The organism is Leifsonia sp. LS1 (assembly GCF_020521355.1).
GTDB lineage: Bacteria > Actinomycetota > Actinomycetes > Actinomycetales > Microbacteriaceae > Leifsonia.
The window spans coordinates 461,136-485,017 of record NZ_BPER01000001.1; the positions used below are offsets into that span (position 1 = coordinate 461,136).

Here is a 23,882-nt window from a genome sequence, read left to right on the forward strand (position 1 = left end):
ACTGCGACTCTCCTCAAAGTTGAGTCTGATGTACTCAAGTTTGTGCTTCGACGCCTTGACAGCACCCGATCGAGGGTGACAGTCTTGAGTCGTCGAGGCTCAAGTCTTGACCCCAGACTTTCATGGCAACACAGCCAGCAACAAAGGAGAGAAAGCACATATGTCACGTGCAGTAGGTATCGACCTCGGAACCACCAACTCCGTCGTCGCGGTGCTCGAGGGCGGCGAGCCCACGGTCATCGCCAACGCGGAGGGCTTCCGCACCACCCCGTCCGTCGTCGCGTTCACCAAGGACGGCGAGGTGCTCGTCGGCGAGACCGCCAAGCGCCAGGCCGTCACCAACGTCGACCGCACCATCTCGTCCGTCAAGCGCCACATGGGCACGACCTGGACGCAGGAGATCGACGGCAAGAAGTACACCGCCCAGGAGATCTCGGCGCGCATCCTGCAGAAGCTGAAGCGCGACGCGGAGCAGTACCTCGGCGACACCGTGACCGACGCGGTCATCACGGTCCCGGCCTACTTCAACGACGCCGAGCGCCAGGCCACCAAGGAGGCCGGTGAGATCGCGGGCCTCAACGTGCTCCGCATCATCAACGAGCCCACCGCCGCGGCTCTCGCGTACGGCCTCGACAAGGGCAAGGAGGACGAGCTCATCCTCGTCTTCGACCTCGGTGGCGGAACCTTCGACGTCTCCCTCCTCGAGGTGGGCAAGGACGACGACTTCTCGACCATCCAGGTCCGCGCGACCGCCGGCGACAACCGCCTCGGCGGTGACGACTGGGACCAGCGTGTCGTAGAGTGGCTCATCAAGCGCTTCAAGGACTCGACCGGCGTCGACGTCTCGAAGGACAAGATCGCCCTCCAGCGTCTGAAGGAGGCCGCGGAGCAGGCGAAGAAGGAGCTGTCGTCGAGCATGTCGACCAGCATCCAGCTGCCGTACCTCTCGCTCACCGAGAACGGCCCGGCCAACCTCGACGAGACGCTCACCCGCGCCCAGTTCGAGCAGATGACCAGCGACCTCCTCGACCGCACCAAGAAGCCGTTCCAGGACGTCATCCGCGAGGCCGGCATCAAGGTGGGCGACATCGCCCACGTCGTGCTCGTCGGCGGATCGACCCGCATGCCGGCCGTCTCCGAGCTCGTGAAGCAGGAGACCGGCAAGGAGCCCAACAAGGGCGTCAACCCGGACGAGGTCGTCGCCGTCGGCGCCGCCCTGCAGGCCGGTGTCCTCAAGGGTGAGCGCAAGGACGTCCTCCTCATCGACGTCACCCCGCTGTCCCTCGGCATCGAGACCAAGGGCGGGATCATGACCAAGCTCATCGAGCGCAACACGGCCATCCCCACCAAGCGCAGCGAGACCTTCACCACGGCCGACGACAACCAGCCGTCCGTCGCGATCCAGGTCTTCCAGGGCGAGCGCGAGTTCACCCGCGACAACAAGCCGCTCGGCACCTTCGAGCTCACCGGCATCGCCCCGGCCCCCCGTGGCATCCCGCAGGTCGAGGTCACCTTCGACATCGACGCCAACGGCATCGTGCACGTGTCCGCCAAGGACAAGGGCACCGGCAAGGAGCAGTCGATGACGATCACCGGCGGCTCCAGCCTGCCGAAGGACGACATCGAGCGCATGGTGCGCGAGGCCGAGGAGCACGCCGCGGAGGACAAGAAGCGCCGCGAGTCCGCCGAGACCCGCAACCAGGCCGAGCAGCTCGTCTACCAGATCGAGAAGCTCATCAAGGACAACGAGGACAAGCTCCCCGAGGACGTCAAGAACGAGGTCCAGGGCGACGTCGACGCGCTGAAGACGGCTCTGGCCGGCGAGGACGACGAGGCCGTCAAGACCGCGTTCGAGAAGCTGAACGCCAGCCAGCAGAAGCTCGGCGAGGCGATCTACTCCTCGGCGCAGGCCGACGCCGCAGCTTCCGAGGCGGACGCCCCCCAGGGCGAGCAGGCGGGTGACTCCTCCGACGAGGACGTCATCGACGCCGAGGTCGTCGAGGACGAGGAGAAGAAGTAATCATGTCGGACCACACCCCGGGCGCTCCCGGGTCGGGCGAGCCCGACCCGGAGCGCGAGGAGCCGATCATCCGCGACAAGCGGCGCATCGACCCCGAGACCGGCCAGGTCCGGGAGCCGTCTCAGCAGGATCTGTCGCACGAGGAGCTCGTCGACGTCGGCCCCGCCGGTGACGGGGGGCCCGTCCTGTCGGACGACGACCTCGACATCCTCTCGGGCCAGACCACGTCCGACGCGCTCGCGGCGGAGCGGCTCGCCGACCTCCAGCGAGTCACGGCGGAGTACGCGAACTACCGCAAGCGCACCGAGGCGAACCGCGAGGTCGAGCGCGAGCGCGCCGTGAGCGAGGCCGTGAAGGGCCTCATCCCTGTGCTCGACGACCTCGAGCGCGCCGAGAAGCACGGCGACCTGCCCGAGGGCAGCGCGTTCGCGGCCATCGCGGCCAAGCTGCGGGCGAGCGTCGAGCGCCTCGGCCTCGTCCCGTACGGAGAGAAGGGCGAGCCCTTCGATCCGCAGATCCACGAGGCGATCTTCCAGCAGCCCACCCCCGACGTGGCGGTGGACACCGTCGCGGACGTGGTCGAGACCGGGTATCGCCTGGGCTCGACGACGGTCCGGGTGGCGAAGGTCGTCGTCTCGGTCCCGGCCTGACCGGCCGGATGCACGGCACGGCGGAGCGGAAGGTCCACGGTCCTGCCGCTCCGCCCGCCCGCCGTGCGCACATCATGAAGATTCCAACCACGACCATCACGATCGAAAGGAGGCGCCGTGGCTAGCCAGGACTGGTTCGACAAGGACTTCTACAAGGTCCTCGGCGTCTCCAAGGACGTCAGCGAAGCGGACCTCAAGAAGACCTATCGCAAGCTCGCGCGCAAGTACCACCCGGACTCCAACCCGGGCGACGCGGCTGCCGAGGCCAAGTTCAAGGAGATCAGCGAGGCCTACTCCGTCCTCAGCGACGCCGACGAGCGCAAGGAGTACGACCAGATCCGCGCCATGGGAGGCGGGGCCCGGTTCACGGCCCCCGGCTCGGCCGGTCAGGGCGGCTTCGACGACGTCTTCGGGGGCATGTTCGGCGGCCAGCGCGGCGGCCAGTACACATTCCAGCAGGGCGGCCAGAACGCCGGCTTCGACGACGTGTTCGGAGGACTGTTCGGCAACGGACGCTTCGGCCAGACCAGCGGAGGCTACCGCGGCTACGGCGGGCCGACCCGCGGCCGCGACGTCACCGCGCACACCACCATCGACTTCCTCACCGCGACCCGTGGCGAGACCATCAGCCTGCAGGCCTCCGACGGCAAGCCGTTCAAGGTGAAGATCCCCGCGGGTGTCTCCGACGGGCAGAAGATCAAGCTGCGCGGCAAGGGCCAGCCGAGTCCGGACGGCGGCGAGCCCGGCGACATCGTGCTCACCGTGACCGTGCGCAAGCACCCCGTGTTCGAGCGCGACGGCCTCAACCTGCGGGTCACCGTCCCGGTCACGTTCGTGGAGGCCACGCTCGGCGCCACCATCGAGGTCCCGACCCTGGGCGGCGACCCCGTCAAGCTGCGGGTCGCTCCCGGCACCCCCGGCGGCCGTGTGCTGCGCGTGAAGGGGCGCGGGGTCGAGACGGCGAAGGGAACCGGAGACCTGCTCGCCGTCGTCCAGATCGCCGTCCCGTCGCACCTCTCCAGCGAGGCCAAGGAGGCCCTGGAGGCGTTCGCGGAGAAGCTGCCCGACGAGAACCCGCGAGAGGATCTTCTCGCGAAGGCCCGGAGCTGATCGTGGACGAGAACTCGCAGGTCTTCGTCATCTCGATCGCGGCCGAGCTGGCCGGGATGCACCCGCAGACTCTGCGTCAGTACGACCGGCTGGGGCTCGTCAGCCCCAGCCGGACAGCGGGCAAGTCGCGCCGCTACTCCATGCGCGACATCGAGAAGCTGCAAGAGATCGCCCGTCTCGGCGCCGAGGGCGTGAGCCTCGAAGGCATCCGCCGCATCCTCGAGCTGGAGGATCAGGTCGGCTCTCTGAGCTCTCGTGTGCGTGAGCTCGAGTCCGCGCTCGCCGACGAGCTGCTCAACCGCCCCGGCCGCCGCGTCTTCGCCGCCGGTTCCGAGGGCGAAGTCGTCTCCCTGCGCGCCGGCACCCGTGTGCGCCGCAGCACCCAGATGGTCGTCTGGCGCCCTCTGGAGCACTGACCCCCGTCGTCCTCTTCATGCGCCGACATTCGTGCCGAATGTCCACTTTGCAGCGCCCTTTCGCGACATTCGTGAAGAATGTGGGCGCGGGAGGCGCTGATCGCGGCCTGGCGCGAAACCACCGTGTTCACCCCGGCCGAACGGGCCGCGCTCGAACTGACCGAGCAGGGCACCCGCCTGGCCGACGGCGCAGGGGTCGACGACGACGTGTGGGCTGCCGCGGCCGAGCATTTCGACGACGAACAGCTCGCCGCGCTCGTCGCCCAGATCGCGCTCATCAACGCGTTCACCCGCATGAACGTGATGATCACGATGCCTGGAGGGTCGTATGACGTGGGGCAGCTGGCTAGAGTCGAGGCCTGACCACGCAGTATCGCGATCGGGGGATCCAGATCATGTCCGAACAGTCTCCGTTCCAGCCGACGTTCCCGGCGCCTCCCGCGCAGCCGGGCGTGACCTACGCCCCGCCGCCGCCCGGGCCGGCCGCGCGTCGTTCGTCCGTGCTCGGGTACGTCGCCCTGGGGGTCGCAGCCGTGGGGGTGCTGGTGGGCCTCGTCATGGAGGTGGTGCAGCGCCACTACCTGCTGACGACGCACTACTCCGGCGCGTCGTTCGCCCTGCTCTCCGGCGTCTCGGTGACCATCGGCATCGTGCTGGACCTGGTGGTCATCGCGATCGCGGTCGTCGCGCTCGTCGGGCGGCGGGGGACGGTCCCGGCCGCGATCGCACTCGGCGCGAGCGGTGCCGGTCTGATCGGGGTGCTCGGGAGCCTCCTCGTCAACGCCGCCATGTCGTTCGCAGGCTGACCCCCGCCGACATTCGGCCTGAGCATCGACTCTCGCGCGCGCTTTCGCGACATTCGGCACGAATGTCGGGGCGGTCAGAGCGACGTCGACGCCCCCTGGCCCACGTAGAGGGTGTGGGAGAACTCGCGCGACTCTTCGGTGGCGATGTCGGCGTCGATCCCGGCGCGCACCTCGCGCATGAGCTTGTGCAGCTCCTGGTGCTTGCCGGGCACCCGCACGTGGCCGGTGCTGTCCCAGAGGTTCGAGACGGGCAGCGCCTCGCCGGCTTCGACGGCGAGCGTCCACTCCTCCGTGGTCGCGACGGCGGCGAACTCCGAGTCCATCGTCACGAGGACGCTGATGTGGAGGGCGTCCGCCGAGACCGAGCCGGCCGCGTTGACGAGGTCGAGGGTGCCCGTCGCATCGGAGAGGAACTCGACGGTGAAGCCCAGCGCGTGCGCATCCCTGGCCGTCCCGGCGCAGCAGTGCTGCGTCATGTACCCGGCGATCGTCACCGTGTCGTAGCCGCCCGCGCGCAGCCAGTCCTCCAGGTCGGTGCCGCGGAACGAGGACACGTCCGTCTTCGTGATGAGGTGGTCCGGCGTCCGGTCGGCGACCGACTCGTGCAGCGCCGCGCCGTGGGAGCCGCGCGCGAACACGGGGGCGTCCTCGTCCTCGACGTGCTGCACGATCACCAGCGCGACCCCGTGGTCGGCCGCCGCGTCCATCGCCACCTCGATGTTCGGGATGGAAGTCATCAGGTCCGGGTGGCAGATCTTCAGGTTGCCGTCGACGTACTCGTTCTGCACGTCGATCACGATCAGTGCGCGCTTCATGAGGGGACTCTAGCGCTCCGTGCCGCCGCTCACGAGAGTGCGCCGGGTTCGGTCTGCACGTCTCGGCCGGGGGACGCGGTCGGACCGCCTGCGATGATTCCCGCGGACTCATCGGAGGAGGGCGGATGCCGGACTACCCGCGGATCGCGGAGGCGCTGACCTCGCCGGGCGCGTTCCTCGCGCTCGCGGACGACCGGCGCGTGTTCGGCGCGAAGAAGCAGGCCGCCGCGGCCTTCGCGCTGTGGAGCCGGGCCGAGGAACGCTACGTCGGAGCCTCCCGCAGCTTCGCGACCGCGGCCGGCACCAGCACGGGGCTCGCGATCCGGGTGTTCTGGAACCCCGAGACGACCACGCCGCGGCTCGCCGCGATCGCCTCCGGGATCGCCACCGCGCTTCCGGACGCCCTCGCGCGCGCCGACGAGAAGGCGACGCGCGACGCGCGCGACAGGAAGCAGAGCGTCTTCTTCGCGTGGCGGGGTATGAGCGCCCGCCCGCTGTCGCAGTGGTTCCAGGAGCGGTTCGGCGTCGGCGCGTGCACGACGCGGCTGACGAGCCTCTCCGATCTGACGCAGGATGTCGCCGTCGTCGCGTCGTCGGGCGGCGTCGACCATCTCTGGACGCTGACCGCGCCCCGCTGAGCCGAGGCGGCGCGCGCCGAGTCCGCCGATCGTCAGTCGAACGCGTTGCCGATCAGGATCGCCCCGAAGAACAGCAGCACGATCGCGGAGATCGTGGCGGTGTTGCGGATGAGCCATCCGCGCACCTCGCCGAGTGCGGGCGTCGAGCGCTCCCCGCCGATCAGCACGGCGGCGGGAGGCAGTGCGACGGTGACGCAGGCGAGCGCGGCGAAAACCGCAACGGCGATCACGGACGGGCCCCACCCGGTGAGGCTGCTGCCGATCACGAGGCCGGCGCCGCCGCCGAACGCGAGCTCTTTCGGGTTGGCGACCGACAGCACGAAGCCGAGCCCGAGCGCCCGCGCGCCCGACAGCGACTCGAGGGAGGCCATCCAGCGCGGCGGCGTCTCCGCGTCGTCGCCGCGGGGGCGCTTCGTCCACTTGACGACGCCGAGCACCATCAGCACGACGCCGAGCAGCAGGCGCGCCCAGCCGATGCCGGTGGAGGCTGCTCCGCCACCGATCTCGGCCAGGTACTCCGCGAGCGCGGTCACCGCCCCGACCACCGCGAGCACTCCGGCCAGGCGGCCGGCGAGCAACGCGAACCCGCGCCCGGCACCGTGCGGTGACAGCGGGATCACGACGCCGGCGACGAGCGGGAGCGGGCTGAGGGCGATGCCGAGAGCGAGGGGGAGGACCTCGGCGATCACCGGCAGCAGGGGGGTCGTCATAGCGGGAATCTATCGGTCGCGCAGACCGGATGAGCGATTTCTTGACGCTTTCGGACCTCAGCGCTTAATGTCAGAGCATCGATTGTTAATCGGTTAACAACTCGCGATACCCGGGGCGAGAACCGCTGTTCAAAGGAGAAGACGGATGCCTCGACACCACCACCGCCGCACACGCCTGGCCGCGCTGCTCACCGCCGCCCTCGCCGTCACCGGCCTGGCCGCCTGCTCGTCGGAAGGGGACGACCGCGGGCCGGTCACCCTCCAGTACGGCATCTGGGACCCTGTGCAGCAGCCGGCGATGCAGAAGATCGCCGACGCCTACGAGAAGGAGAACCCCGGGGTCACCGTGAAGATCCAGGTCACGCCGTTCTCGCAGTACTGGACGAAGCTGCAGACGGCTGTCACCGGGGGAAGCGCCCCCGATGTGTTCTGGATGAACGGCCCGAACAGCAAGCTCTACGCCTCCAACGGAGTGCTGGCGCCGCTGGACGGCGTCGACACATCGAAGTACTCCGAGGGGCTCACCGACATCTACACCGTCGACGGGAAGCTCTACGGCGTCCCGAAGGACTTCGACACCATCGGCGTCTGGTACGACAAGGCGCTGTTCGACGCGGCGGGCGTCGCCTATCCGGAGGCGGGCTGGACCTGGGACGACTACCTCGCGACAGCGAAGGCGCTCACGAACCCGGAGGCCGGCGTGTGGGGATCGGCCGCCGCGCTCAACGACCAGCAGAACTACTACGACACCATCGCCCAGGCCGGCGGCTCGGTCATCAGCGCTGACGGGACCACGACCGGCTACGACGACCCGAAGACGCGCGAGGGCATCCAGTTCTGGATCGACCAGATCACGAGCGGCGTCTCGCCCACGCTGGAGCAGATGACCGACACCTCCCCGGAGGACGCCTTCCTCTCGGGCAAGATCGCGATGTACTGGTCCGGCTCCTGGAGCGCGAACAAGTACGGGCAGGACCCGGCCATCGCGGACCACGTCGACGTCGCGCCCCTGCCACGCGGCCCGGAAGGCAACCAGTCCGTGGTGCACGGACTCGCGAACGTCGCCAACGCGAAGTCGCCGCACCTCGACGCTGCGAAGAAGTTCGCCGTTTTCGCGTCGGGTGAGCAGGCGGCCGGGATCCAGGCTGCGAGCGGGGCGGTGATCCCGGCCTACGAGGGGACCCAGCAGGCGTGGATCGACGCGTACCCGTCGTTCCGGCTGTCGGTGTTCACCGATGCGCTCGACACCGCCGTTCCCTACCCGGCCTCCATCAACACGGCCGCGTGGACCGCGATCCAGGACCAGACGCTCTCCCAGGTGTGGGCGCTCAGCATCAGCCCGGAGGAGGGGCTCGCGACCCTGGCGAAGAAGATGCAGGCCGCCCTCGACAAGGAGAAGAAGTAGCGGATGACCGCGACGACCGCTCCGCGCCGCCGGAGGCGCGGGCCCTTCGCCTCACCGTGGTGGGCTGCGCTCTTCATCGGGCCCACCGCCCTCGGCCTGCTCGTCTTCTACCTCTGGCCGACGGTCCGCACCTTCGTCCTCTCCTTCACCCGGTCGGGGCCGTTCGGCGGATCGGACTTCGTCGGGCTCGAGAACTACGCCCGGCTCGCGGCCGACCCCGACCTCGGCAGGGCGCTCGTCAACACGGCGCTGTACACGGTGATCGCGCTGGTGGGCATCCCGCTCGCCGTCGCGGTCGCGGCCCTGCTGAACACGGCCGGGCTGCGCGGCCGCAGCGTCTACCGGATGCTGTACTTCCTGCCGGTCGTCACCATGCCCGCCGCGGTGGCGCTGGTCTGGAAGATGCTCTACAACGGCGACTACGGCATCCTGAACCAGGCGCTGCACGCCGTGGGCATCACCGGCACGAGCTGGCTGACGAACCCGGCGACGGCGCTGTACGCGGTCGCCCTGGTCGGGATCTGGGCGGGGCTCGGGGCGAACATCGTCATCTTCCTCGCGGGGTTGCAGGGCATCCCGGACACCCTGACGGAGGCGGCGTCGCTCGACGGCGCGGGACCGATCCGGACGTTCTTCTCGATCACCGTTCCGCTGCTGAGCCCGAGCATCTTCTTCGTGAGCGTGATCAACGTCATCGGCTCGCTGCAGGTGTTCGACCTGGTCTACCTCATGATCGGACGCACCAATCCTGCGCTGCCCGACACTCGGACCATCGTCTACCTCTTCTACCAGGCAGGGTTCCTGGACAACGACCGCGGGTACGCGGCGGCGGTCGCGTTCCTGCTGCTGGTCATCATCCTCGGCCTGACGATCGTGCAGTTCCGGCTGCAGAAGAAGTGGGTGCACTATGAATGAGTCCAAACGCCGGCCGTGGCTCGTGCACGTGCTGCTCGCCCTCGGTGCCGTGCTGATGGTGTTCCCGTTCGTCTGGCAGCTGCTGACGGCGTTCAAGACGTTCCCCGGGTCGGTGCAGGTGCCGCCGCAGATCCTCCCCGCGCCGTGGGAGTTCGGCAACTTCGCGAAGGTCTTCGCCTCGATGCCGTTCGCGGCGATGTTCGTCAACTCCGCCGTGCTCACCATCGGTCGCACGCTCGGGCAGGTCGTGCTCTGCACGATGGCGGGGTACGGCTTCGCGCGCATCCCGTTCCGCGGCAGGAACGCGCTGTTCGTGGCGTTCCTCTCGGTGCTGATGGTCCCCTCGCAGCTGTACCTGCTGCCGCAGTACGAGATCATCCAGTCGCTGGGCTGGCTGAACTCGCTGCAGGGGCTGATCCTGCCGGGCATCTTCAGCGCGTTCGGCACGTTCCTGATGCGGCAGTTCTTCCTTTCCATGCCCGCCGAGCTGGAGGAGGCGGCGCGCATCGACGGCGCGAACGTGTGGCAGGTCTTCTGGCGCATCATGCTCCCGTTGGCGAAGCCGGGGATCATCGCGTTGACCGTGTTCACCGTGCTCTGGTCGTGGAACGACCTGCTGTGGCCGCTCGTCGTGACCACGGATCCGAACCGGATGCCGTTGTCGGTCGGGCTCGCCCAGCTGGTCGGGCTGCACGGCACGGACTACCCCGTGCTCATGGCGGGTGCTCTGCTCGCGGCGCTGCCGATGCTGCTCACGTTCCTCTTCCTGCAGAAGCAGTTCATCCAGGGGATAGCCTTCTCAGGATCGAAGGGGTGAGTTCTCGGCATGACGGAGCAGGCGAAGCGCGAGCCGGGACGGCCCACGATGAAGGCGGTCGCGCAGGAGGCCGGGGTCTCCACGGCGACGGTGTCGTACGTGCTCTCCGGCCGCGCTGGAGGAGGCCCGGGTGTCAGCGAGGCGACGGTCCAGCGGGTGCGCGACGCGGTCGAGCGGCTCGGCTACCGGCCGAACGCCTCGGCGCGCGCCGTGCGCACGGGCCGCACCGGGCTGATCCACTTGTCGCTGCACATGCTGAGCGACCCGTGGTCGCTGGCCGTCGCCGCGGCGGTGAACGAGGCGGCGAACGAGCACGGCCTCACGACGATGATCCTCGCGGACGGCGACTGGTACACGGCGCTGAACGCGCAGCGGGCGGATGTGGCCTACATCGACGGACTCGGCGGCGATCGGGCCGACGCGGAACGCAAGCTGTCCGAGCTCGTCGAGAGCGGCCAACGCCTGGTGGTGTTCGACGAGCGGCTCGAGCCGAACGGCTTCGACGTCATCCGGTCGGACGCGATCCCGGGATCCCGGCTGGCCGTCGAGCACCTGCTGGAGCGGCACACCGACATCGCCTGCCTCACGACCCGCACGGCCTACGCGTCGACGGGGGAATCGCGGTACACGGTCTACCGCGACGCCCTCCGGCAGCGTGGCCTGCCGGTGCGGGAGGACCGCGTCGCGTTCTTCGAAGACACCCAGGCGAGCGCGTTCACGGCCGCGATCGAACTGCTCTCGGGCTACGACCGGCCCACGGCGATCTACGCGACCACCGACTTCGCGGCCATCGCCGTCGTGAACGCGGCGCACCGGCTCGGCCTGCGGGTCCCGGACGCGGTGTCCGTCATCGGGGTGGGCAACACCCCGGACGCACGCCTGGTGGAGCCCGCGCTCTCCACGGTCGGGCCGCCCGACTTCTATCGCAGGCAGGCGCGGATCATCGTGGACCGCGCTCTCGGGAGGCCGGCCCGGGACGACCACGGGGAGCTGCACGTCTTCGACTGGTCGCTCGTCGTGCGCGAGTCGACGGCCGGCTGACGCCGAGCCGGTCTGTTCTTTCCCCCTTTCTCTTTCCATTCACCTGTCACGTGAGGAGTGTTCGTGGACGTCAGAATCGGTGTCGTCGGCTTCGGCCTGAGGGGCCATCTCGCCCGGGAGGCCCACCGGCCGGGAGACGGATCGCGCGTGGTCGCGGTGTGCGACCTCAGCGAGCGATCCCGCGCGGAGGCGGCGGAGGCGTTCCCCGACGCGCTCGTCACGCCGAGCCTCGACGAGCTGCTCGCCTCGGGGGTGGACGCCGTCATGGTGCTCACCCCGGACGACCGCCACGCGGAGGTCGCCGTGCCCGCCCTCGAGGCCGGCGTCGCCGTGTTCTGCGAGAAGCCGCTCGCGATCTCCATCGACGACTGCGACCGCATCCTGGAGGCGGCGCATCGCACGGGCTCCCGGCTCTACGTCGGTCACAACATGCGGCACATGCCCGTGATCACCCTGATGCGACGGCTCATCGACGAGGGCAGGATCGGCGAGGTGAAGGCCGTGTGGTGCCGCCACTTCGTCGGCAACGGCGGCGACTTCTACTTCAAGGACTGGCACGCGGACCGCTCCAAGTCGGTCGGGCTCCTGCTCCAGAAGGGCGCGCACGACATCGACGTCATCCACTGGCTGGGCGGCGGGTACTCGCGGCGGGTGCAGGCGATCGGATCGCTCAGCGTCTACGGCGGCATCCAGGACCGCCGTGACCGCTCGGGCGAGCGGATGCACGACTGGTTCAGCCTCGACAACTGGCCGCCGACCACGGCGGAGGGGCTCAACCCGGTGGTCGACGTCGAGGACATCTCGCAGGTGAACCTGGTGCTCGACAGCGGGGTGCTCGCCTCCTACGAGCAGTGCCACTTCACGCCCGACTACTGGCGCAACTACACCGTCATCGGGACCGAGGGCCGGCTGGAGAACCTCGGCGACGAGACGGGCTCGGAGGTGCGGCTGTGGAACCGGCGGCACGCGGGTGCGGCACCGGCCGACGAGACGTTCATCGTCCCGGAGGGAGCGGGCGGCCACGGAGGAGCAGACCGGCTCCTCATCGACGAGTTCGTCGCGTTCGTGCGCGACGGCGGCACGACCCTCACCTCGCCGGTCGCGGCCCGCCATGCGGTCGCCGCGGGCGTCGTCGCCACGGCCTCCCTCCGCGGCGATGGCGGGCTGCTCCCCGTGCCCGAGCTCGACGCCGAGCTGCGCGCCTACTTCGACGGCGGGCAGCGCGGTCGGGAAGGGGCCGGCCGTGATGCGGTGGTCTAGGCTGTCAGCGGCGAAACGCTCCTCCCTCCCCGCCCACAAGGCGGGGGAGGCGCGTTCGACTCCACTTGATGCGCCCCACGAAGGCCGTCGACGAGGAAGGTGGCTATGAGAGCCCTGTTCAAGAGCGAGGCCGGGCCGGGTCTCGAGTTCCGCGACCTCCCCGAGCCCGAGGCCGGGCCGGAGGACGTCAAGATCCGCGTGCTGCGCACCGGGATCTGCGGAACCGATCTGCACATCCAGCGCTGGGACGACTGGGCCGCCTCCGCCGTGGCCGCGCCGCTCGTGCCGGGCCACGAGTTCTTCGGCGAGGTCGTCGAGGTCGGGCCGCTGGTGCGCGATGTCGCCCTCGGCGATCTGGTGTCGGGCGAGGGCCACATCGTCTGCGGGACCTGCCGCAACTGCCGCGCCGGACGGCGCCAGATGTGCATCCGCACCCAGGGCGTCGGCGTGCAGCGGGACGGCGCGTTCGCCGAGTTCCTCGTGCTCCCGGCGACGAACGTCTGGGTGCACCACAGCGCCATCGAGCCGGAGGTCGGGGCGCTCTTCGATCCGCTCGGCAACGCCGTGCACACCGCCCTCGCGTTCCCGGTGGTCGGGGAGGACGTGCTCGTCACCGGCTGCGGACCCATCGGACTGATGGCCATCGCGGTCGCCCGGCACGTGGGCGCGCGCTTCATCGTCGGCACCGACGTCAGCGCGCAGCGCCTCGCCCTCGCGCAGGGCATGGGTGCCGACTTCACCGTCGACGTCTCGCAGCACGACATCCGGCAGGCGCAGCAGGCGCTCGGGATGCGCGAAGGCTTCGATGTCGGCTTCGAGATGAGCGGGGCGCCCACCGCGCTCCCGCAGATGATCGAGAACATGAACCACGGCGGGCGCATCGCGATGCTCGGCCTCCCGTCCCAGTCGATCGCCGTCGACTGGGGCATCGTGGTCACCCACATGCTCACGCTCAAGGGCATCTACGGCCGCGAGATGTTCGAGACGTGGAACGCGATGGGCGCGATGCTGCAGACGTCGAAGCCGCTGCACGATGCGATCGCGTCGATCGTGTCCGACCGTTTCGCGGCGCGCGAGTGGGAACGGGGCTTCGCGGCTGCGGCGTCGGCCGGCGGCGGCAAGGTCATCCTCGACTGGACGGAGGTCTGAGATGTACGGGAGTTTCGAGCAGCACCTCGCGGGGCAGCTGGCGGAGATCGAGGCCGCGGGCCTGACCAAGCGGGAACGCAGCATCCACGGCCCGCAGTCGGCGCAGATCATCGCCGACGGCGCCGAGGTGCTCAACTTCTGCGCCAACAACTACCTCGGTCTGGCCGATCATCCCGCCCTGCGCGACGCGGCGAAGTCCGCCCTCGACGAGTGGGGTTACGGGATGGCCAGCGTGCGCTTCATCTGCGGCACGCAGGAGCAGCACCTGGAGCTGGAGCGGCGGGTGTCGCAGTTCCTCGGCACCGAGGCGACCATCCTGTACTCCTCGTGCTTCGACGCGAACGGCGGCGTCTTCGAGACGCTGTTCGGCCCAGAGGACGCGATCGTCTCCGACGCCCTCAACCACGCGTCGATCATCGACGGCATCCGCCTCTCCAAGGCGCAGCGCTTCCGTTACCGCAACCGCGACCTGGACGACCTGCGCGCGCAGCTCGAAGCGGCGCGGGAGGCCGGCGCCCGCTTCACGGTCATCGTCACGGACGGGGTCTTCTCGATGGACGGGTACATCGCTCCGCTGCGCGAGATCTGCGACCTGGCCGACGAGTTCGGCGCGCTCGTCTTCGTGGACGATTCGCACGCCGTCGGCTTCGTCGGCGAGCACGGCCGGGGCACGCCGGAGTTCTGCGGCGTCGCCGACCGTGTCGACATCTACACCGGCACGTTCGGCAAGGCCCTCGGCGGCGCCTCCGGAGGCTACGTCGCGTCGCGGCAGGAGGTCGTCGACCTGCTCCGCCAGCGGTCGCGGCCCTATCTGTTCTCCAACACGCTCGCGCCGTCGATCGTCGCAGGCACCCTCGCCGCGCTCGACCTGCTGGAGGCGTCGGACGACCTCCGCGCCCGCCTCGTCGCGAATGCGCGCCTGTTCCGCGAGCTGATGACGGAGGCCGGCTTCGAGCTCCTGCCCGGCGAGCATCCCATCGTCCCCGTGATGTTCCACGATGCCGCCCTGACGGCCCGGATCGCCGACGAGATGCAGAAGCACGGCGTGTACGTCACGGCGTTCTCGTTCCCGGTCGTTCCGCGCGGCGAGGCCCGCATCCGGGTGCAGTTGTCGGCGGCCCACACCGACGACGAGATCCGCCGCTGCGTCGCCGCCTTCACCGCGGCGAGGGAGATTGTGGTGGGCTGAGTCCCGAGGGCGCCACTTCTTCGAGAGACGCTATTCCGATGTGGACTCGCGCTCGGTGCTCGCTCGCCACAACGAGGCCGAGCGGCGGGCGGTCGCCGGGGATGACCCCAGGCGGCGAGCGGTGCGAAGGGGCGCGGATCGAGTGCGGTCGCGACTTGCGACCCGACCCGGCAGCATCCTCGCATACCTTCCTGCACCCCGTTCGATGGAGAGCCTCGAGACGGCGCTCGGATGCTCCGCGCGAGCTTGGCGCGGGCGCCGGTGCGCAGCGAGAGGTCTAAGTCACTAGCAGAAAAAACCTGAAATTACATCTGTTGAGATTAAGACCATGGATCTCTATCTTGAGAAAGGTATCGATGTACTAGCCGCATTGAATGATCGGGCGAGGTTCTGCGGTGATGTACGTCTACTCGTAGAAGCCATGTCCACAAAGCGAAGAGGATCCCATGTCGATAGCTGTCGCGCACCTGAAGAAGCTCTACGGGCGACTCGTCGCAGTGGATGGCATCTCGTTCGAGGTGCCGACCGGTTCGTTGTTCGCGTTCCTCGGATCCAACGGCGCAGGCAAATCGACGACCATCGGTTGCATCACGACGACCATAGCTCCGAGCTCGGGCACGATTACGATCAACGGACTGGACGTGCAGTCCGAGGCCAACGAGGTCCGGCGTCAGATCGGCGCGGTGTTCCAGTCGTCATTGCTCGACCCGATGCTGACTGTCAACGAGAACCTGATGCTTCGTGCCGGCTTCTACGGTTTCGGCCGCCGCGCCGCCGCAGCGCGCGTGGAGGAGTTGACCCCTCTCGTAGGACTCGGTGGGTTCCTCGGCCGCCGATATGGGCTCCTCTCCGGCGGTCAGAAGCGCCGCGCGGACATCGCCCGGGCGCTGATCCACCGTCCTTCGGTGCTCTTCCTCGATGAACCGACCGCCGGTCTCGACCCGCAGTCGCGCGAGCAGATCTGGTCGGCCGTCAATGGCCTACGAGCCGCAGGCGGCACGACCGTGTTCCTCACCACCCACTACATGGAAGAGACCGAGCGAGCCGACCAGGTGTGCGTGATCGACCGCGGGGAGATTGTGGCCGAAGGCACGCCAAGCGAACTGCGGTCCCGCTTCAGTCGCAGCGTGCTGACGATCCGCACGACTAGGCCTGACGAAGTGGAACGAATCTGCCGCGAGTACCGCATCACCGGAATGCGGCACGACGGAGCGGGGGAGGTCGTCATCCCGGTCGACTCGGCAGCCCAGGCGCGAGATCTGCTGACGGTGGTGCCGGCCGACGACTTCGAGTTCCGTCACGGCACCATGGACGATGTCTTCCTCGCGGTGACGAAGGAGATCGCTGCATGAGCGCCATCACCTTGCTGACAACTCGAAACCTGCATCTGTTCTTCCGCGATCGTGCCGGTGTCTTCTTTTCGCTGCTTTCGGCGCTCATCCTGATCGTGCTCTACGCCCTCTTCCTGGGTAACCTGCAGGTCGACAACCTGACCGACAAGCTTCCCGGCGCCTCCAGCAGCGACATCCACTGGTTCGTCGACAGCTGGGTGTTTGCGGGCATCACCATGATCACCACGATGACGACAGCGCTCGCTGCGCTGAGCACCTTCGTCGACGACAAGGCCACTGACCGGTTCAGGGACTTCCTGGTGTCCCCGGTTCGGCGGTCGCACCTGATCTTCGGTTATTTCCTCTCGAGCTTCATCGTTTCCGTCCTGATGACTGTGGTGATCGTCGTCGTGGGACAGCTGTTCCTGTTCACCCAAGGCCACCCGATCCTTTCTCCGGACCGTCTCGTTCAGGTCGTCGGCTTCGCGATGCTCTCGAGCGCTGCCTATGCGGCCGTGTCGAGCTTCATCGTGACGTTCCTGCGCACGTCGGGAGCATTCGCGGCACTGTCCACCGTGGTCGGCACGATCATCGGCTTCTTGGCCGGCGCGTATATCCCGGTAGGAACGTTGCCGAGCGGCGTGGTCACTACCCTGAACGCCCTGCCTTTCGCGCAATCGGCGATGCTGCTGCGCGGCCCCTACACAGATCAAGCGATCGCGAGTCTCGCCGAGGGCGCACACGCCGAGACGGTCTCCGACACCATTCGTGCTTTCTATGGGGTCACCGCGAGTATCGGCAATTTCACGGTCACCACCGGGTTCGCGGTCGGGATCCTGTGCGCGGTACTCGTCGTCTTCTCCGTACTAGGTGGAGCGCGTCTGGCCCGAGGGATCCGCTGATGGAGTTCTTCGCTTTTCCGGGCCAGGGAAGTCACGCTCCGGGTATGGGTCGCCGGCTCGCTTCGCGTTTTCCGGCCGCGGATGACCTCCTGTGCTCCGTGGAGATGGAGACGGGTGTAGCGGTGCGAGAGCTGATGTGGGAATCGCCCGTCGACGTGCTCACCCGTACTGAGAATGCCCAACCAGCGATCGTGGCCTTATCGCTCGCGGCGCTGGAAGCATGGCGGACGGTCGCGACCAGGACGTGCCCCGACTGGGTTTCCGGGCACAGCGTCGGCTCGCTCGCCGCCGCTGTCGCGAGCGGTTCGCTCACGCCAGCGGAGGGGGTTCGTCTCGCGCGACGCCGTGGCGAGATCATGGCGACGGCGCCCGGCGACGGGCGGATGCTTGCGGTCGCCGTCGCGTCCGACGAGGCCAGCCGATCCCTTACCGAGCTGGCAGAGCATTTCGAGTTGGATCTCGCTTGCTTCAATGGTCCTCGACAGATCGTGCTCGCTGGAGCAAGCAAGGACATCGCTGCTGCACGCCGGCAGTTAGGGGCACGCTCGGCAGAACTGAAGGTGAGTCACGCGTTCCATTCGAGGCTGATGGATCCGGTCGTGCCGAGTTGGAAGGACGCCCTCGCTGCGGTCCGCTTCCAGGACCCGCAGACTCCCTATCTCTCCAGCCGAACCGGACAGCTCGTAGTGAGTGGGGACAGAATCCGTAGCGACCTCGCTCGCGGAATTCGCGAGCCGGTCAGATGGGACCTGGTCTCCCACAAAGCAGCGCTCTGTCAGCGCGGAACGATCTTGGGCAGCGGCGCGTCCTTGCTCAGGATGTGGAGAGGCAGCCCGATCGCCTCGACCACGACGGTCGTCGATGACAACTTCACGGTGGTGGCTCATGCCTGATCGAACCGTTCTAATCACGGGAGGCTCGCGAGGCATCGGACGAGCGTGCGCCGCAGACCTTGCAGGCCACGGTTGGAACGTTGTCGTCGCGTATCGCTCGGCGACCTCCCAAGCGGAGGCGTTGGTAAAGGAGGTGCGAGCCAGTGGTGGCAGCGCCTCGGCGGTCAAGGTCGATGTGACGTCCGAGGATGAGGTTCGTCGACTCTTCCGTGCCGTCCGCGAGGCAAACCCTCCATTGCGCGCCGTCGTCTCCAACGCGGGAATCACCAAAGACGGGTTCGCTCCGATGATGTCCCTGGCCACCTGGGACGCGGTTATCACGGCCAACTTGACGAGTGCGTTCCTCGTCGCTCGCGAAAGCCTCAAGGCAATGCGTCGCACCGGTGGCTCCCTCGTGTACGTGAGTTCCGTCTCTGGTCTCAAGGGCCAGGCAGGACAGGCGAACTACAGCGCCAGCAAGGGAGGCCTCAACGCGATGACTAGGACTCTCGCGCATGAAGCCGCACCGTCGGGCATCCGCGTGAATGCCATCGCGCCGGGATTCACCGACACGGACATGGTGCGCAGGACCCCGCGCGAACAACTAGAGCGTGTGGTCGGACTGATCCCACAAGGGCGCCTGGCCGACCCTGCCGAGATCGCCTCAGTGGTGCGCTTTCTGGTCGGTCCGGATTCCTCCTACGTCACTGGTCAGGTGATCGCCGTCGATGGCGGTCTGACCTCATAGCCCGATCCAAGAGAAAGACATCATGTCCGATACGTATGAAACCGCGCTGCACCGCAGCGAACTGAACCTCCGACTCAAGACGCTGATCGCCGAAAGCTTGGACCTGCCCGTGCGGGCTGAGCTCATCGACGACGACCAGCCGCTCTTCGGGCGCGGGCTCGAACTCGACTCCCTCGACACTCTCGAGATCGTCAGCCTGGTCGAGGAGAACTTCTCGGTCTACATCACCGACGAAGACAAGTTCGTGTTCGGTTCGATCAACCGCATCGCCGACTTCATCGAAGAAGGACAGCAGAAGTGAGCTTTCCCTCCGCGCTCGAGGCGGCAGACTTGATGCGGTTGTTGCCGCATCGACACCCCTTCCTGCTCCTGGATCGGGTCTACGAGATCGAACCGGGCACGGTCGGTATCGGGGTAAAAAGCATCTCCATCGCCGACCCCGTCTTCGCCGGCCATTTCCCGAACGAACCGATCTATCCGGGTGTGCTGCTGATCGAAGTCGCAGCACAGCTGTGCGGAATCATCCTTGCGTCCGGCACGACCGAGCCGGCCTTCGGCTATTTGGCATCGATCAAGCGCTTCAAGTTCTCCGCACTCGTGCGTCCTGGCACGCAACTGACGGTGCACGGGCGGAAGAAGATCGAGTTCGAGTCGCTGCACGAGTTTTCCGTCGACCTCAAGTCGGGCGCGCAGTCCGTCGCCTCCGGTACGCTGGCGATCGCTCTGGCGAAACGCTGAGCGATGCCTACTGAGATCCGGATCTTCGACCCTGCGCTCGATGCCGACGCCGTCGCTGCATTCTTCAATGCGCAAAAGTATGGCCCGGTCGACCGAGGGTTTCCTCTGACGGCAGAAGCACTGCTTCGTATCGTTCGGGAGCGCGACGTGCGTCTCCTGATGATCGCCGAGCAAGCGGGCCGAATCGTCGGCACTGTCGGCTACGCGCGTGTGTCAGGGCGCCGCGCATCGCGGGAGGACGAGCTCTTCGCGGGAATGTTTCTGATCGCGCCGAGTCATCGCTCCGGTTTCTTGGCCGGCCAACTCTTCACGGAGTCGTTCTCGCACCTGATCGCGGCGGGGGTGCGCTCGCTACGAGTTGAAGTGGATCCCGCCAACAAGAAGGCGTTCCCGCTCTATGTCCGGGTCGGGTTCCGCGCGATCGATGGAATGCGACCGGACGAGGACGGCTATGTCGAGCTCGTCAGCGTGCTCCCTGGCGTCGTTGCCGACCTGCTCGACGCGTTTGCCGAGCATGACGGAGTCGAGAAGGTGCTCCCCAAGCTCGATTGGCGAACACTCGCGGCGTCGCGCCAAGGATTGCACAACGGGGTCCGCCGTGAAGATTCCTGCAGAATCTTTGTCGATTACGAGTTCCGGATCGGCAAGATGCGTGCAGAGGTGGTGGCTGATGCGCAGAACGCCCGGACTGTACTCGTGAAGATTGACGGTGTCACCGACCCGCGCTTCCAAGGCCAGGGCACTGTCGAGACGCACTCGGCGGCGGAGGAGCCGTCGGAGGTGCTCGCGTTCAGGGGGTTCACCCTTGAGATCAACCGCTGGGGGACCATCACACTGCGTCACCCCCGCCATCTCGGGCCGCTGTTCGTTGTTCCGTTCCCCGTCGATGCGTCCGCGCCGCTGGGCATGCGCCGTCCCGTCGAAATGGCAGTAACCACGACATCGCTCGATGGCGGATGGATCAGTGAGAACGACGGTGCGCGCCGGGAGGTGCGGTTGGTCGATGGCGCGATCCGGTTCCGGTCGGTGCTGCTCGGCGCGGCGCCGCTACGGGAGTCTCCACGCCCGGGATTGAGGGTCGCCGAGATACACCAAAACAGACCCGGGTCCAGCGAGCGTGGGGGCCATCTGATCCGCGGGATCTGGCCAGTGGACTTGACCGACTTCGAGGGCGTAGGCGACGCTGTCACGGTCTCCGAACTCGCTGAAGCCGATCTCGAGTGGATCGACCAGGGGATTGGCCTCCGAATGCGCTTGGCTGGTCACGACGACGGGATGGTCCGGGTCGAGGGGCCAGGGTTGCTCGTGACCGCGGCGCGTACTGAACTCTCTTATACCCTCATGCCCGATGTACTCCCGCCGAACGCATCGCCGCTGACACCGGCGTCGACGGATATTCCGCTCGCGTGGCGCGAATCCAGACGCGGCGGGGCAGCCGTTGTTGTCGGAAGCGACGCGGCGGGGCAGGTATCGATCGTGATCGCGCCTGACCACGGCCTGGTTCAGTGGATGTACTGCGGTGTTCAGATCATTGACAGTGCTTTTCCTTCTGCTCGCGTCTTCGGCCCGCTCGCCGGGGTCAGCGCTGCGGTCTGGGTCTCACTGCTCGGAGACCGGAGTCATATTGACCGCGGCGCCGAGTGGGCGCTGGCCGACGAGCGTGTGCCATTCACCACGAGCCGCAAGGATGGGTGGACGGCCGTGCCGCTCGATGACGGCTCGCTCGCACTTGTTGTGCGTGCACCCGAGATCGCGTCGGAGCCAGAGACGGCCGTCTTCCTGGTCGCGCCCGGCCGCCCGGCCACTGTCCGCATCGAAGAGGCGTCCGGGAAGTGGGTCGACCTTCCGTGCGATGGCCGATCCTGGCGCACGTGGACGCGGCGACTGCGTATCCCTCTCCCTGGTGGGGCAACGCTGGGCGTGTCGCCGCTTGAGGGGGAGAACGCCGAGATACTGGTCCGTTCGACGCCCGGCGGGGTGATCTGCACCATGCTCACGACGACCCCGAGTGGTGGGGGCCGCTCGGTCTGGCGTCTCGATCACGACGCGGGGATCAGCACATGAAGCTTGAAGGGCGAACTGTCGTCTTCGTTTGCCCGTCTCGCTTCTCGATGGGAGAGCTCCACAACGCGGTGCAGATGGGGCGCCAGTTGCATCGCGACCTTGGGTGCTGTGCGGTCTACATCGTGCCTCCCGTGTTCGAGGGCTTGGCCGCCGCTGCGGGGTTCCCCGAGTACGTCTTCCCACGGCGGAGTGCAGATAACCGACGCTGGCTGGGCGATCTCCTCCGCCTCATTGCCCCCGGGCTTCTCGTGCTAGCGGATCATGCGAATCCCGCTCTCGAGCGGTCGTCGATCGACTATGAATCCGTCTACGACGCCGGTTTCCCTGTCGTGGCAATCGACTCGCTGCAGTTCGCGTCCGGCCGCGAGGTTGAGTACGCCGTAGCCGGCGTCCACGGTGCGCATCGTCTCCGTCATTGGTTGCCGCCGAGCGTTGCCGTTCCAGCGGTCCCGGACGGAGTTCCAGTCCTGACTCCAGTGCCGGTCGCCTCAGCACGGCATGCGCAGAACCCTTTTGCACTCTACGCAGAGAGGCCGCGTGCCGAGGTCGCCGCCACGCAGCTGCGCGAGCGGCTGGGCGTGCCGGGTGATCACCGACTCGTCGTGATCGCGCAGTCGGGGTGGGCCTCCGCTGCGTTCGCGCAGCTGGCGCGAGGCGCAGAGCGGCACGGCATCTACGAGCGGCTCCGGACGCGGCGGCTCGTACGTGCTCTCGACGAGAGCGGACACAGAGTTACCCTTCTCGAGATCGCGTCCGGAGATCGTGCGGACGAGAGCTCTGCCCGCGTCGACGTGCGCAGCCTCGGCCGCTTGAATAGCCAGCAATTCACGGATGTGATCGCTGCCGCCGATCTTTACGCGACCGACAACCTAATCTCGGGTGCGATGGCGCAGGCTGCTGCTCTCGGCACTCCGGTGCTGGCATTGACGAACTCCGTCGAGCGCGAAGCGGATCCCACAGACGAGATCGATCAGGAGTTGGAGCACCGATATCCGGGCTGGGCTTTCCCGTACCTGGTGAATCCGTTCGGCTGGCATCGCGAACTTGCTCCGGTCCTCCGCGACAACCCTTATCTCGAGAGCGTCGCGCGGGTCGAAGTCTTCGAGCGGAATCGGCTCGCGTCAGCCTTCGAGGCGCAGCTCGGCGCTAATCCCGACCGTCGCGCGACAGCAGCACTCGGGGAATCGGCATCAGCGCTCCCTCTCGTGAGCTCAATGCTCTCGACGCTCACCGAGAATCTGGACGGCGCTCCCGCGACCGCTCCGATGGACCGACGAAACCACGAGATGGAGAATCAATGAAAGCAACAGAGGGATACACTGCGATTCGGGAGACGGCCGCGACTTACCCCAGAGGCACCCAACTGGTCGAGCTGACCGGCCCGGGCCGTCAACAGCTGCTGAACCTAGTGCTTGCCCGTCCTACCGAATATGCCCAGCCGGGTACCGTCGCCGAGTGCCTCGCGCTGGACGAGGCGGGTAACGCCATCGATCTGATCCTGTGCATCATTGATGAGTCCCGCATCATTCTGCTTTCCGACACGGAGGGCGGTGTCATCACCGACCTGTCCGCGCGAGCCGATGCTGCCGGAATCGGGGAGGTTACGATTAGGCCGCTGCCGGGCTGGTCCGCTGCAGCGATCGAGGGCCCTCGGTCGTGGCGCGCTGTCGCCGACGTCCCCGACGAGGATATAGCGGCTGTTCTTCTCAACGAATGGCGTCGGGTCGACGTTCCTCCGGCGTCGTCGCCGGGCTTCCTCGCCCGGACGGGCGGCACGGCCGAATACGGCTACCTGATCGTGGCGGAAGCGGATTCTGACGCTCTGCTGTCGTGGCTCACCTCGCTCGCAACCGACGTCGGCGGCGAACCCTGCAGCATGGATGCCATCATTCGCGCCCGCGTCGAAGCGAATCACCCGGTGCTCGGCCCTCAGTTCGACGGTGTCGATGTGTACGAAGCTGGCGCAGCGTGGATGGCCGGAATGGAGCGAGACGATCCGTTCTGCGGAAGAATCGAGCGTGCGGACGCGCCTAGTCGACGCTTGGTCGCGGTGCTTACCTCCGAGGACGTCATTGAAGGTGCCGAGGTGCGTTACGGCAACCGTGTCGTCGGGAGGGTGCAGTTCGTCGCCCCACGCGTGGGCCAGCCGACCATGATCGCGCTCGCGCTATTGGAGAAGCCGTTCGATGTCCCGGGGCTCAGCCTTGTCGCGAATTCGGCGGAGCTCCGCACCGTCGCCCGGCCGACCATCGACCCGGTCTCGTGGGTCGAGAGCATCGAGTAGCC

The 23,882-nt window shown here is 67.6% G+C and carries 25 protein-coding genes; 23 read left to right on the forward strand and 2 right to left on the reverse strand.

The window, feature by feature from the left end; translation table 11 throughout:
• The first annotated feature begins 160 nt into the window (after positions 1-160).
• The 6 genes from dnaK (at position 161) to LLS1_RS02250 (ending at position 5,002) form a co-directional block, all read left to right on the forward strand.
• Complete coding sequence (dnaK, locus tag LLS1_RS02225; protein WP_223358370.1) at positions 161-2,020, forward strand: molecular chaperone DnaK; 1,860 nt, start codon at positions 161-163, stop codon at positions 2,018-2,020.
• Between the two features lie 2 nt (positions 2,021-2,022).
• Entirely contained in the window at positions 2,023-2,670 is a 648-nt protein-coding gene (locus tag LLS1_RS02230) for a nucleotide exchange factor GrpE (RefSeq protein WP_226653398.1), read from the forward strand.
• A 117-nt stretch (positions 2,671-2,787) separates the two neighbouring features.
• Positions 2,788-3,780, forward strand: a complete 993-nt coding sequence (locus tag LLS1_RS02235; RefSeq protein ID WP_226653399.1) for a DnaJ C-terminal domain-containing protein — start codon at positions 2,788-2,790, stop codon at positions 3,778-3,780.
• A gap of 2 nt (positions 3,781-3,782) precedes the next feature.
• Entirely contained in the window at positions 3,783-4,196 is a 414-nt protein-coding gene (locus LLS1_RS02240) for a heat shock protein transcriptional repressor HspR (RefSeq protein WP_226653400.1), read from the forward strand.
• A 78-nt stretch (positions 4,197-4,274) separates the two neighbouring features.
• Entirely contained in the window at positions 4,275-4,559 is a 285-nt protein-coding gene (locus tag LLS1_RS02245) for a carboxymuconolactone decarboxylase family protein (RefSeq protein ID WP_226653401.1), read from the forward strand.
• A 32-nt stretch (positions 4,560-4,591) separates the two neighbouring features.
• Positions 4,592-5,002 carry a hypothetical protein gene (locus tag LLS1_RS02250; protein ID WP_226653402.1) on the forward strand — a complete coding sequence of 137 codons (411 nt, stop codon included), beginning with the start codon at positions 4,592-4,594 and terminating at the stop codon, positions 5,000-5,002.
• 74 nt (positions 5,003-5,076) lie between these two features.
• Here the strand turns inward: LLS1_RS02250 and LLS1_RS02255 are convergent, their stop codons facing one another.
• Positions 5,077-5,817: a cysteine hydrolase family protein gene (locus LLS1_RS02255; protein ID WP_226653403.1), complete on the reverse strand. Its 741-nt coding sequence runs from the start codon at positions 5,815-5,817 to the stop codon at positions 5,077-5,079.
• A gap of 125 nt (positions 5,818-5,942) precedes the next feature.
• On the opposite strand from LLS1_RS02255, the gene LLS1_RS02260 reads away from it, so the two are divergent.
• Positions 5,943-6,455: a hypothetical protein gene (locus LLS1_RS02260; protein ID WP_223358363.1), complete on the forward strand. Its 513-nt coding sequence runs from the start codon at positions 5,943-5,945 to the stop codon at positions 6,453-6,455.
• A 32-nt stretch (positions 6,456-6,487) separates the two neighbouring features.
• Here LLS1_RS02260 and LLS1_RS02265 read toward each other — a convergent pair whose 3' ends face one another.
• Entirely contained in the window at positions 6,488-7,165 is a 678-nt protein-coding gene (locus LLS1_RS02265; RefSeq protein ID WP_226653404.1) for a GAP family protein, read from the reverse strand.
• 145 nt (positions 7,166-7,310) lie between these two features.
• On the opposite strand from LLS1_RS02265, the gene LLS1_RS02270 reads away from it, so the two are divergent.
• From LLS1_RS02270 to LLS1_RS02345, 16 genes are all read left to right on the forward strand, one after another.
• Positions 7,311-8,570 carry a sugar ABC transporter substrate-binding protein gene (locus tag LLS1_RS02270; RefSeq protein ID WP_226653405.1) on the forward strand — a complete coding sequence of 420 codons (1,260 nt, stop codon included), beginning with the start codon at positions 7,311-7,313 and terminating at the stop codon, positions 8,568-8,570.
• A 3-nt stretch (positions 8,571-8,573) separates the two neighbouring features.
• Complete coding sequence (locus tag LLS1_RS02275) at positions 8,574-9,485, forward strand: carbohydrate ABC transporter permease (protein ID WP_226653406.1); 912 nt, start codon at positions 8,574-8,576, stop codon at positions 9,483-9,485.
• A complete protein-coding gene (locus LLS1_RS02280; protein WP_226653407.1) occupies positions 9,478-10,302 on the forward strand; it encodes a carbohydrate ABC transporter permease in 825 nt (274 codons plus the stop codon). Before LLS1_RS02275 ends, LLS1_RS02280 begins: the two co-directional genes overlap by 8 nt.
• A 9-nt stretch (positions 10,303-10,311) precedes the next feature.
• A complete protein-coding gene (locus LLS1_RS02285; protein ID WP_226653408.1) occupies positions 10,312-11,343 on the forward strand; it encodes a LacI family DNA-binding transcriptional regulator in 1,032 nt (343 codons plus the stop codon).
• Positions 11,344-11,406: 63 nt separating this feature from the next.
• The gene (locus tag LLS1_RS02290) at positions 11,407-12,603 is read left to right on the forward strand and encodes a Gfo/Idh/MocA family protein (protein ID WP_226653409.1); all 1,197 of its coding nucleotides are present in this window, start codon (positions 11,407-11,409) and stop codon (positions 12,601-12,603) included.
• Positions 12,604-12,708: 105 nt separating this feature from the next.
• The gene (tdh, locus tag LLS1_RS02295) at positions 12,709-13,752 is read left to right on the forward strand and encodes an L-threonine 3-dehydrogenase (protein ID WP_226653410.1); all 1,044 of its coding nucleotides are present in this window, start codon (positions 12,709-12,711) and stop codon (positions 13,750-13,752) included.
• Between the two features lies 1 nt (position 13,753).
• Positions 13,754-14,941, forward strand: a complete 1,188-nt coding sequence (locus LLS1_RS02300; RefSeq protein ID WP_226653411.1) for a glycine C-acetyltransferase — start codon at positions 13,754-13,756, stop codon at positions 14,939-14,941.
• Positions 14,942-15,438: 497 nt separating this feature from the next.
• On the forward strand, positions 15,439-16,293 hold the full coding sequence (locus tag LLS1_RS02305; protein WP_226653412.1) for an ABC transporter ATP-binding protein: 855 nt from the start codon (positions 15,439-15,441) through the stop codon (positions 16,291-16,293).
• Complete coding sequence (locus tag LLS1_RS02310) at positions 16,290-17,174, forward strand: ABC transporter permease (RefSeq protein ID WP_226653413.1); 885 nt, start codon at positions 16,290-16,292, stop codon at positions 17,172-17,174. Before LLS1_RS02305 ends, LLS1_RS02310 begins: the two co-directional genes overlap by 4 nt.
• A complete protein-coding gene (locus LLS1_RS02315; RefSeq protein WP_226653414.1) occupies positions 17,174-18,067 on the forward strand; it encodes an ACP S-malonyltransferase in 894 nt (297 codons plus the stop codon). Before LLS1_RS02310 ends, LLS1_RS02315 begins: the two co-directional genes overlap by 1 nt.
• Entirely contained in the window at positions 18,060-18,794 is a 735-nt protein-coding gene (gene fabG / locus LLS1_RS02320) for a 3-oxoacyl-ACP reductase FabG (RefSeq protein WP_226653415.1), read from the forward strand. Before LLS1_RS02315 ends, fabG begins: the two co-directional genes overlap by 8 nt.
• A 22-nt stretch (positions 18,795-18,816) precedes the next feature.
• Positions 18,817-19,095, forward strand: a complete 279-nt coding sequence (locus LLS1_RS02325) for an acyl carrier protein (RefSeq protein ID WP_226653416.1) — start codon at positions 18,817-18,819, stop codon at positions 19,093-19,095.
• On the forward strand, positions 19,092-19,532 hold the full coding sequence (gene fabZ / locus LLS1_RS02330) for a 3-hydroxyacyl-ACP dehydratase FabZ (RefSeq protein WP_226653417.1): 441 nt from the start codon (positions 19,092-19,094) through the stop codon (positions 19,530-19,532). The genes LLS1_RS02325 and fabZ overlap by 4 nt, the downstream gene beginning before the upstream one ends.
• Positions 19,533-19,535: 3 nt before the next feature.
• Positions 19,536-21,596, forward strand: coding sequence for a GNAT family N-acetyltransferase (locus LLS1_RS02335; RefSeq protein WP_226653418.1), 2,061 nt, complete (start codon positions 19,536-19,538; stop codon positions 21,594-21,596).
• A complete protein-coding gene (locus tag LLS1_RS02340; RefSeq protein WP_226653419.1) occupies positions 21,593-22,897 on the forward strand; it encodes a DUF6365 family protein in 1,305 nt (434 codons plus the stop codon). The genes LLS1_RS02335 and LLS1_RS02340 overlap by 4 nt, the downstream gene beginning before the upstream one ends.
• On the forward strand, positions 22,894-23,880 hold the full coding sequence (locus tag LLS1_RS02345) for an aminomethyl transferase family protein (RefSeq protein WP_226653420.1): 987 nt from the start codon (positions 22,894-22,896) through the stop codon (positions 23,878-23,880). The genes LLS1_RS02340 and LLS1_RS02345 overlap by 4 nt, the downstream gene beginning before the upstream one ends.
• Positions 23,881-23,882: the final 2 nt, after the last annotated feature.

What these genes read in the sequence shown, in the direction of transcription:
- dnaK (WP_223358370.1), top strand. Translation starts at nt 161, where the DNA reads ATGTCACGTGCAGTAGGTATCGACCTCGGAACCACCAACTCCGTCGTC.
- LLS1_RS02230 (WP_226653398.1), top strand. Translation starts at nt 2,023, where the DNA reads ATGTCGGACCACACCCCGGGCGCTCCCGGGTCGGGCGAGCCCGACCCG.
- LLS1_RS02245 (WP_226653401.1), top strand. Translation starts at nt 4,275, where the DNA reads ATGTGGGCGCGGGAGGCGCTGATCGCGGCCTGGCGCGAAACCACCGTG.
- LLS1_RS02250 (WP_226653402.1), top strand. Translation starts at nt 4,592, where the DNA reads ATGTCCGAACAGTCTCCGTTCCAGCCGACGTTCCCGGCGCCTCCCGCG.
- LLS1_RS02255 (WP_226653403.1), bottom strand. Translation starts at nt 5,817, where the DNA reads ATGAAGCGCGCACTGATCGTGATCGACGTGCAGAACGAGTACGTCGAC.
- LLS1_RS02260 (WP_223358363.1), top strand. Translation starts at nt 5,943, where the DNA reads ATGCCGGACTACCCGCGGATCGCGGAGGCGCTGACCTCGCCGGGCGCG.
- LLS1_RS02265 (WP_226653404.1), bottom strand. Translation starts at nt 7,165, where the DNA reads ATGACGACCCCCCTGCTGCCGGTGATCGCCGAGGTCCTCCCCCTCGCT.
- LLS1_RS02270 (WP_226653405.1), top strand. Translation starts at nt 7,311, where the DNA reads ATGCCTCGACACCACCACCGCCGCACACGCCTGGCCGCGCTGCTCACC.
- LLS1_RS02275 (WP_226653406.1), top strand. Translation starts at nt 8,574, where the DNA reads ATGACCGCGACGACCGCTCCGCGCCGCCGGAGGCGCGGGCCCTTCGCC.
- LLS1_RS02280 (WP_226653407.1), top strand. Translation starts at nt 9,478, where the DNA reads ATGAATGAGTCCAAACGCCGGCCGTGGCTCGTGCACGTGCTGCTCGCC.
- LLS1_RS02285 (WP_226653408.1), top strand. Translation starts at nt 10,312, where the DNA reads ATGACGGAGCAGGCGAAGCGCGAGCCGGGACGGCCCACGATGAAGGCG.
- tdh (WP_226653410.1), top strand. Translation starts at nt 12,709, where the DNA reads ATGAGAGCCCTGTTCAAGAGCGAGGCCGGGCCGGGTCTCGAGTTCCGC.
- LLS1_RS02300 (WP_226653411.1), top strand. Translation starts at nt 13,754, where the DNA reads ATGTACGGGAGTTTCGAGCAGCACCTCGCGGGGCAGCTGGCGGAGATC.
- LLS1_RS02310 (WP_226653413.1), top strand. Translation starts at nt 16,290, where the DNA reads ATGAGCGCCATCACCTTGCTGACAACTCGAAACCTGCATCTGTTCTTC.
- LLS1_RS02315 (WP_226653414.1), top strand. Translation starts at nt 17,174, where the DNA reads ATGGAGTTCTTCGCTTTTCCGGGCCAGGGAAGTCACGCTCCGGGTATG.
- fabG (WP_226653415.1), top strand. Translation starts at nt 18,060, where the DNA reads ATGCCTGATCGAACCGTTCTAATCACGGGAGGCTCGCGAGGCATCGGA.
- LLS1_RS02325 (WP_226653416.1), top strand. Translation starts at nt 18,817, where the DNA reads ATGTCCGATACGTATGAAACCGCGCTGCACCGCAGCGAACTGAACCTC.
- LLS1_RS02335 (WP_226653418.1), top strand. Translation starts at nt 19,536, where the DNA reads ATGCCTACTGAGATCCGGATCTTCGACCCTGCGCTCGATGCCGACGCC.
- LLS1_RS02340 (WP_226653419.1), top strand. Translation starts at nt 21,593, where the DNA reads ATGAAGCTTGAAGGGCGAACTGTCGTCTTCGTTTGCCCGTCTCGCTTC.
- LLS1_RS02345 (WP_226653420.1), top strand. Translation starts at nt 22,894, where the DNA reads ATGAAAGCAACAGAGGGATACACTGCGATTCGGGAGACGGCCGCGACT.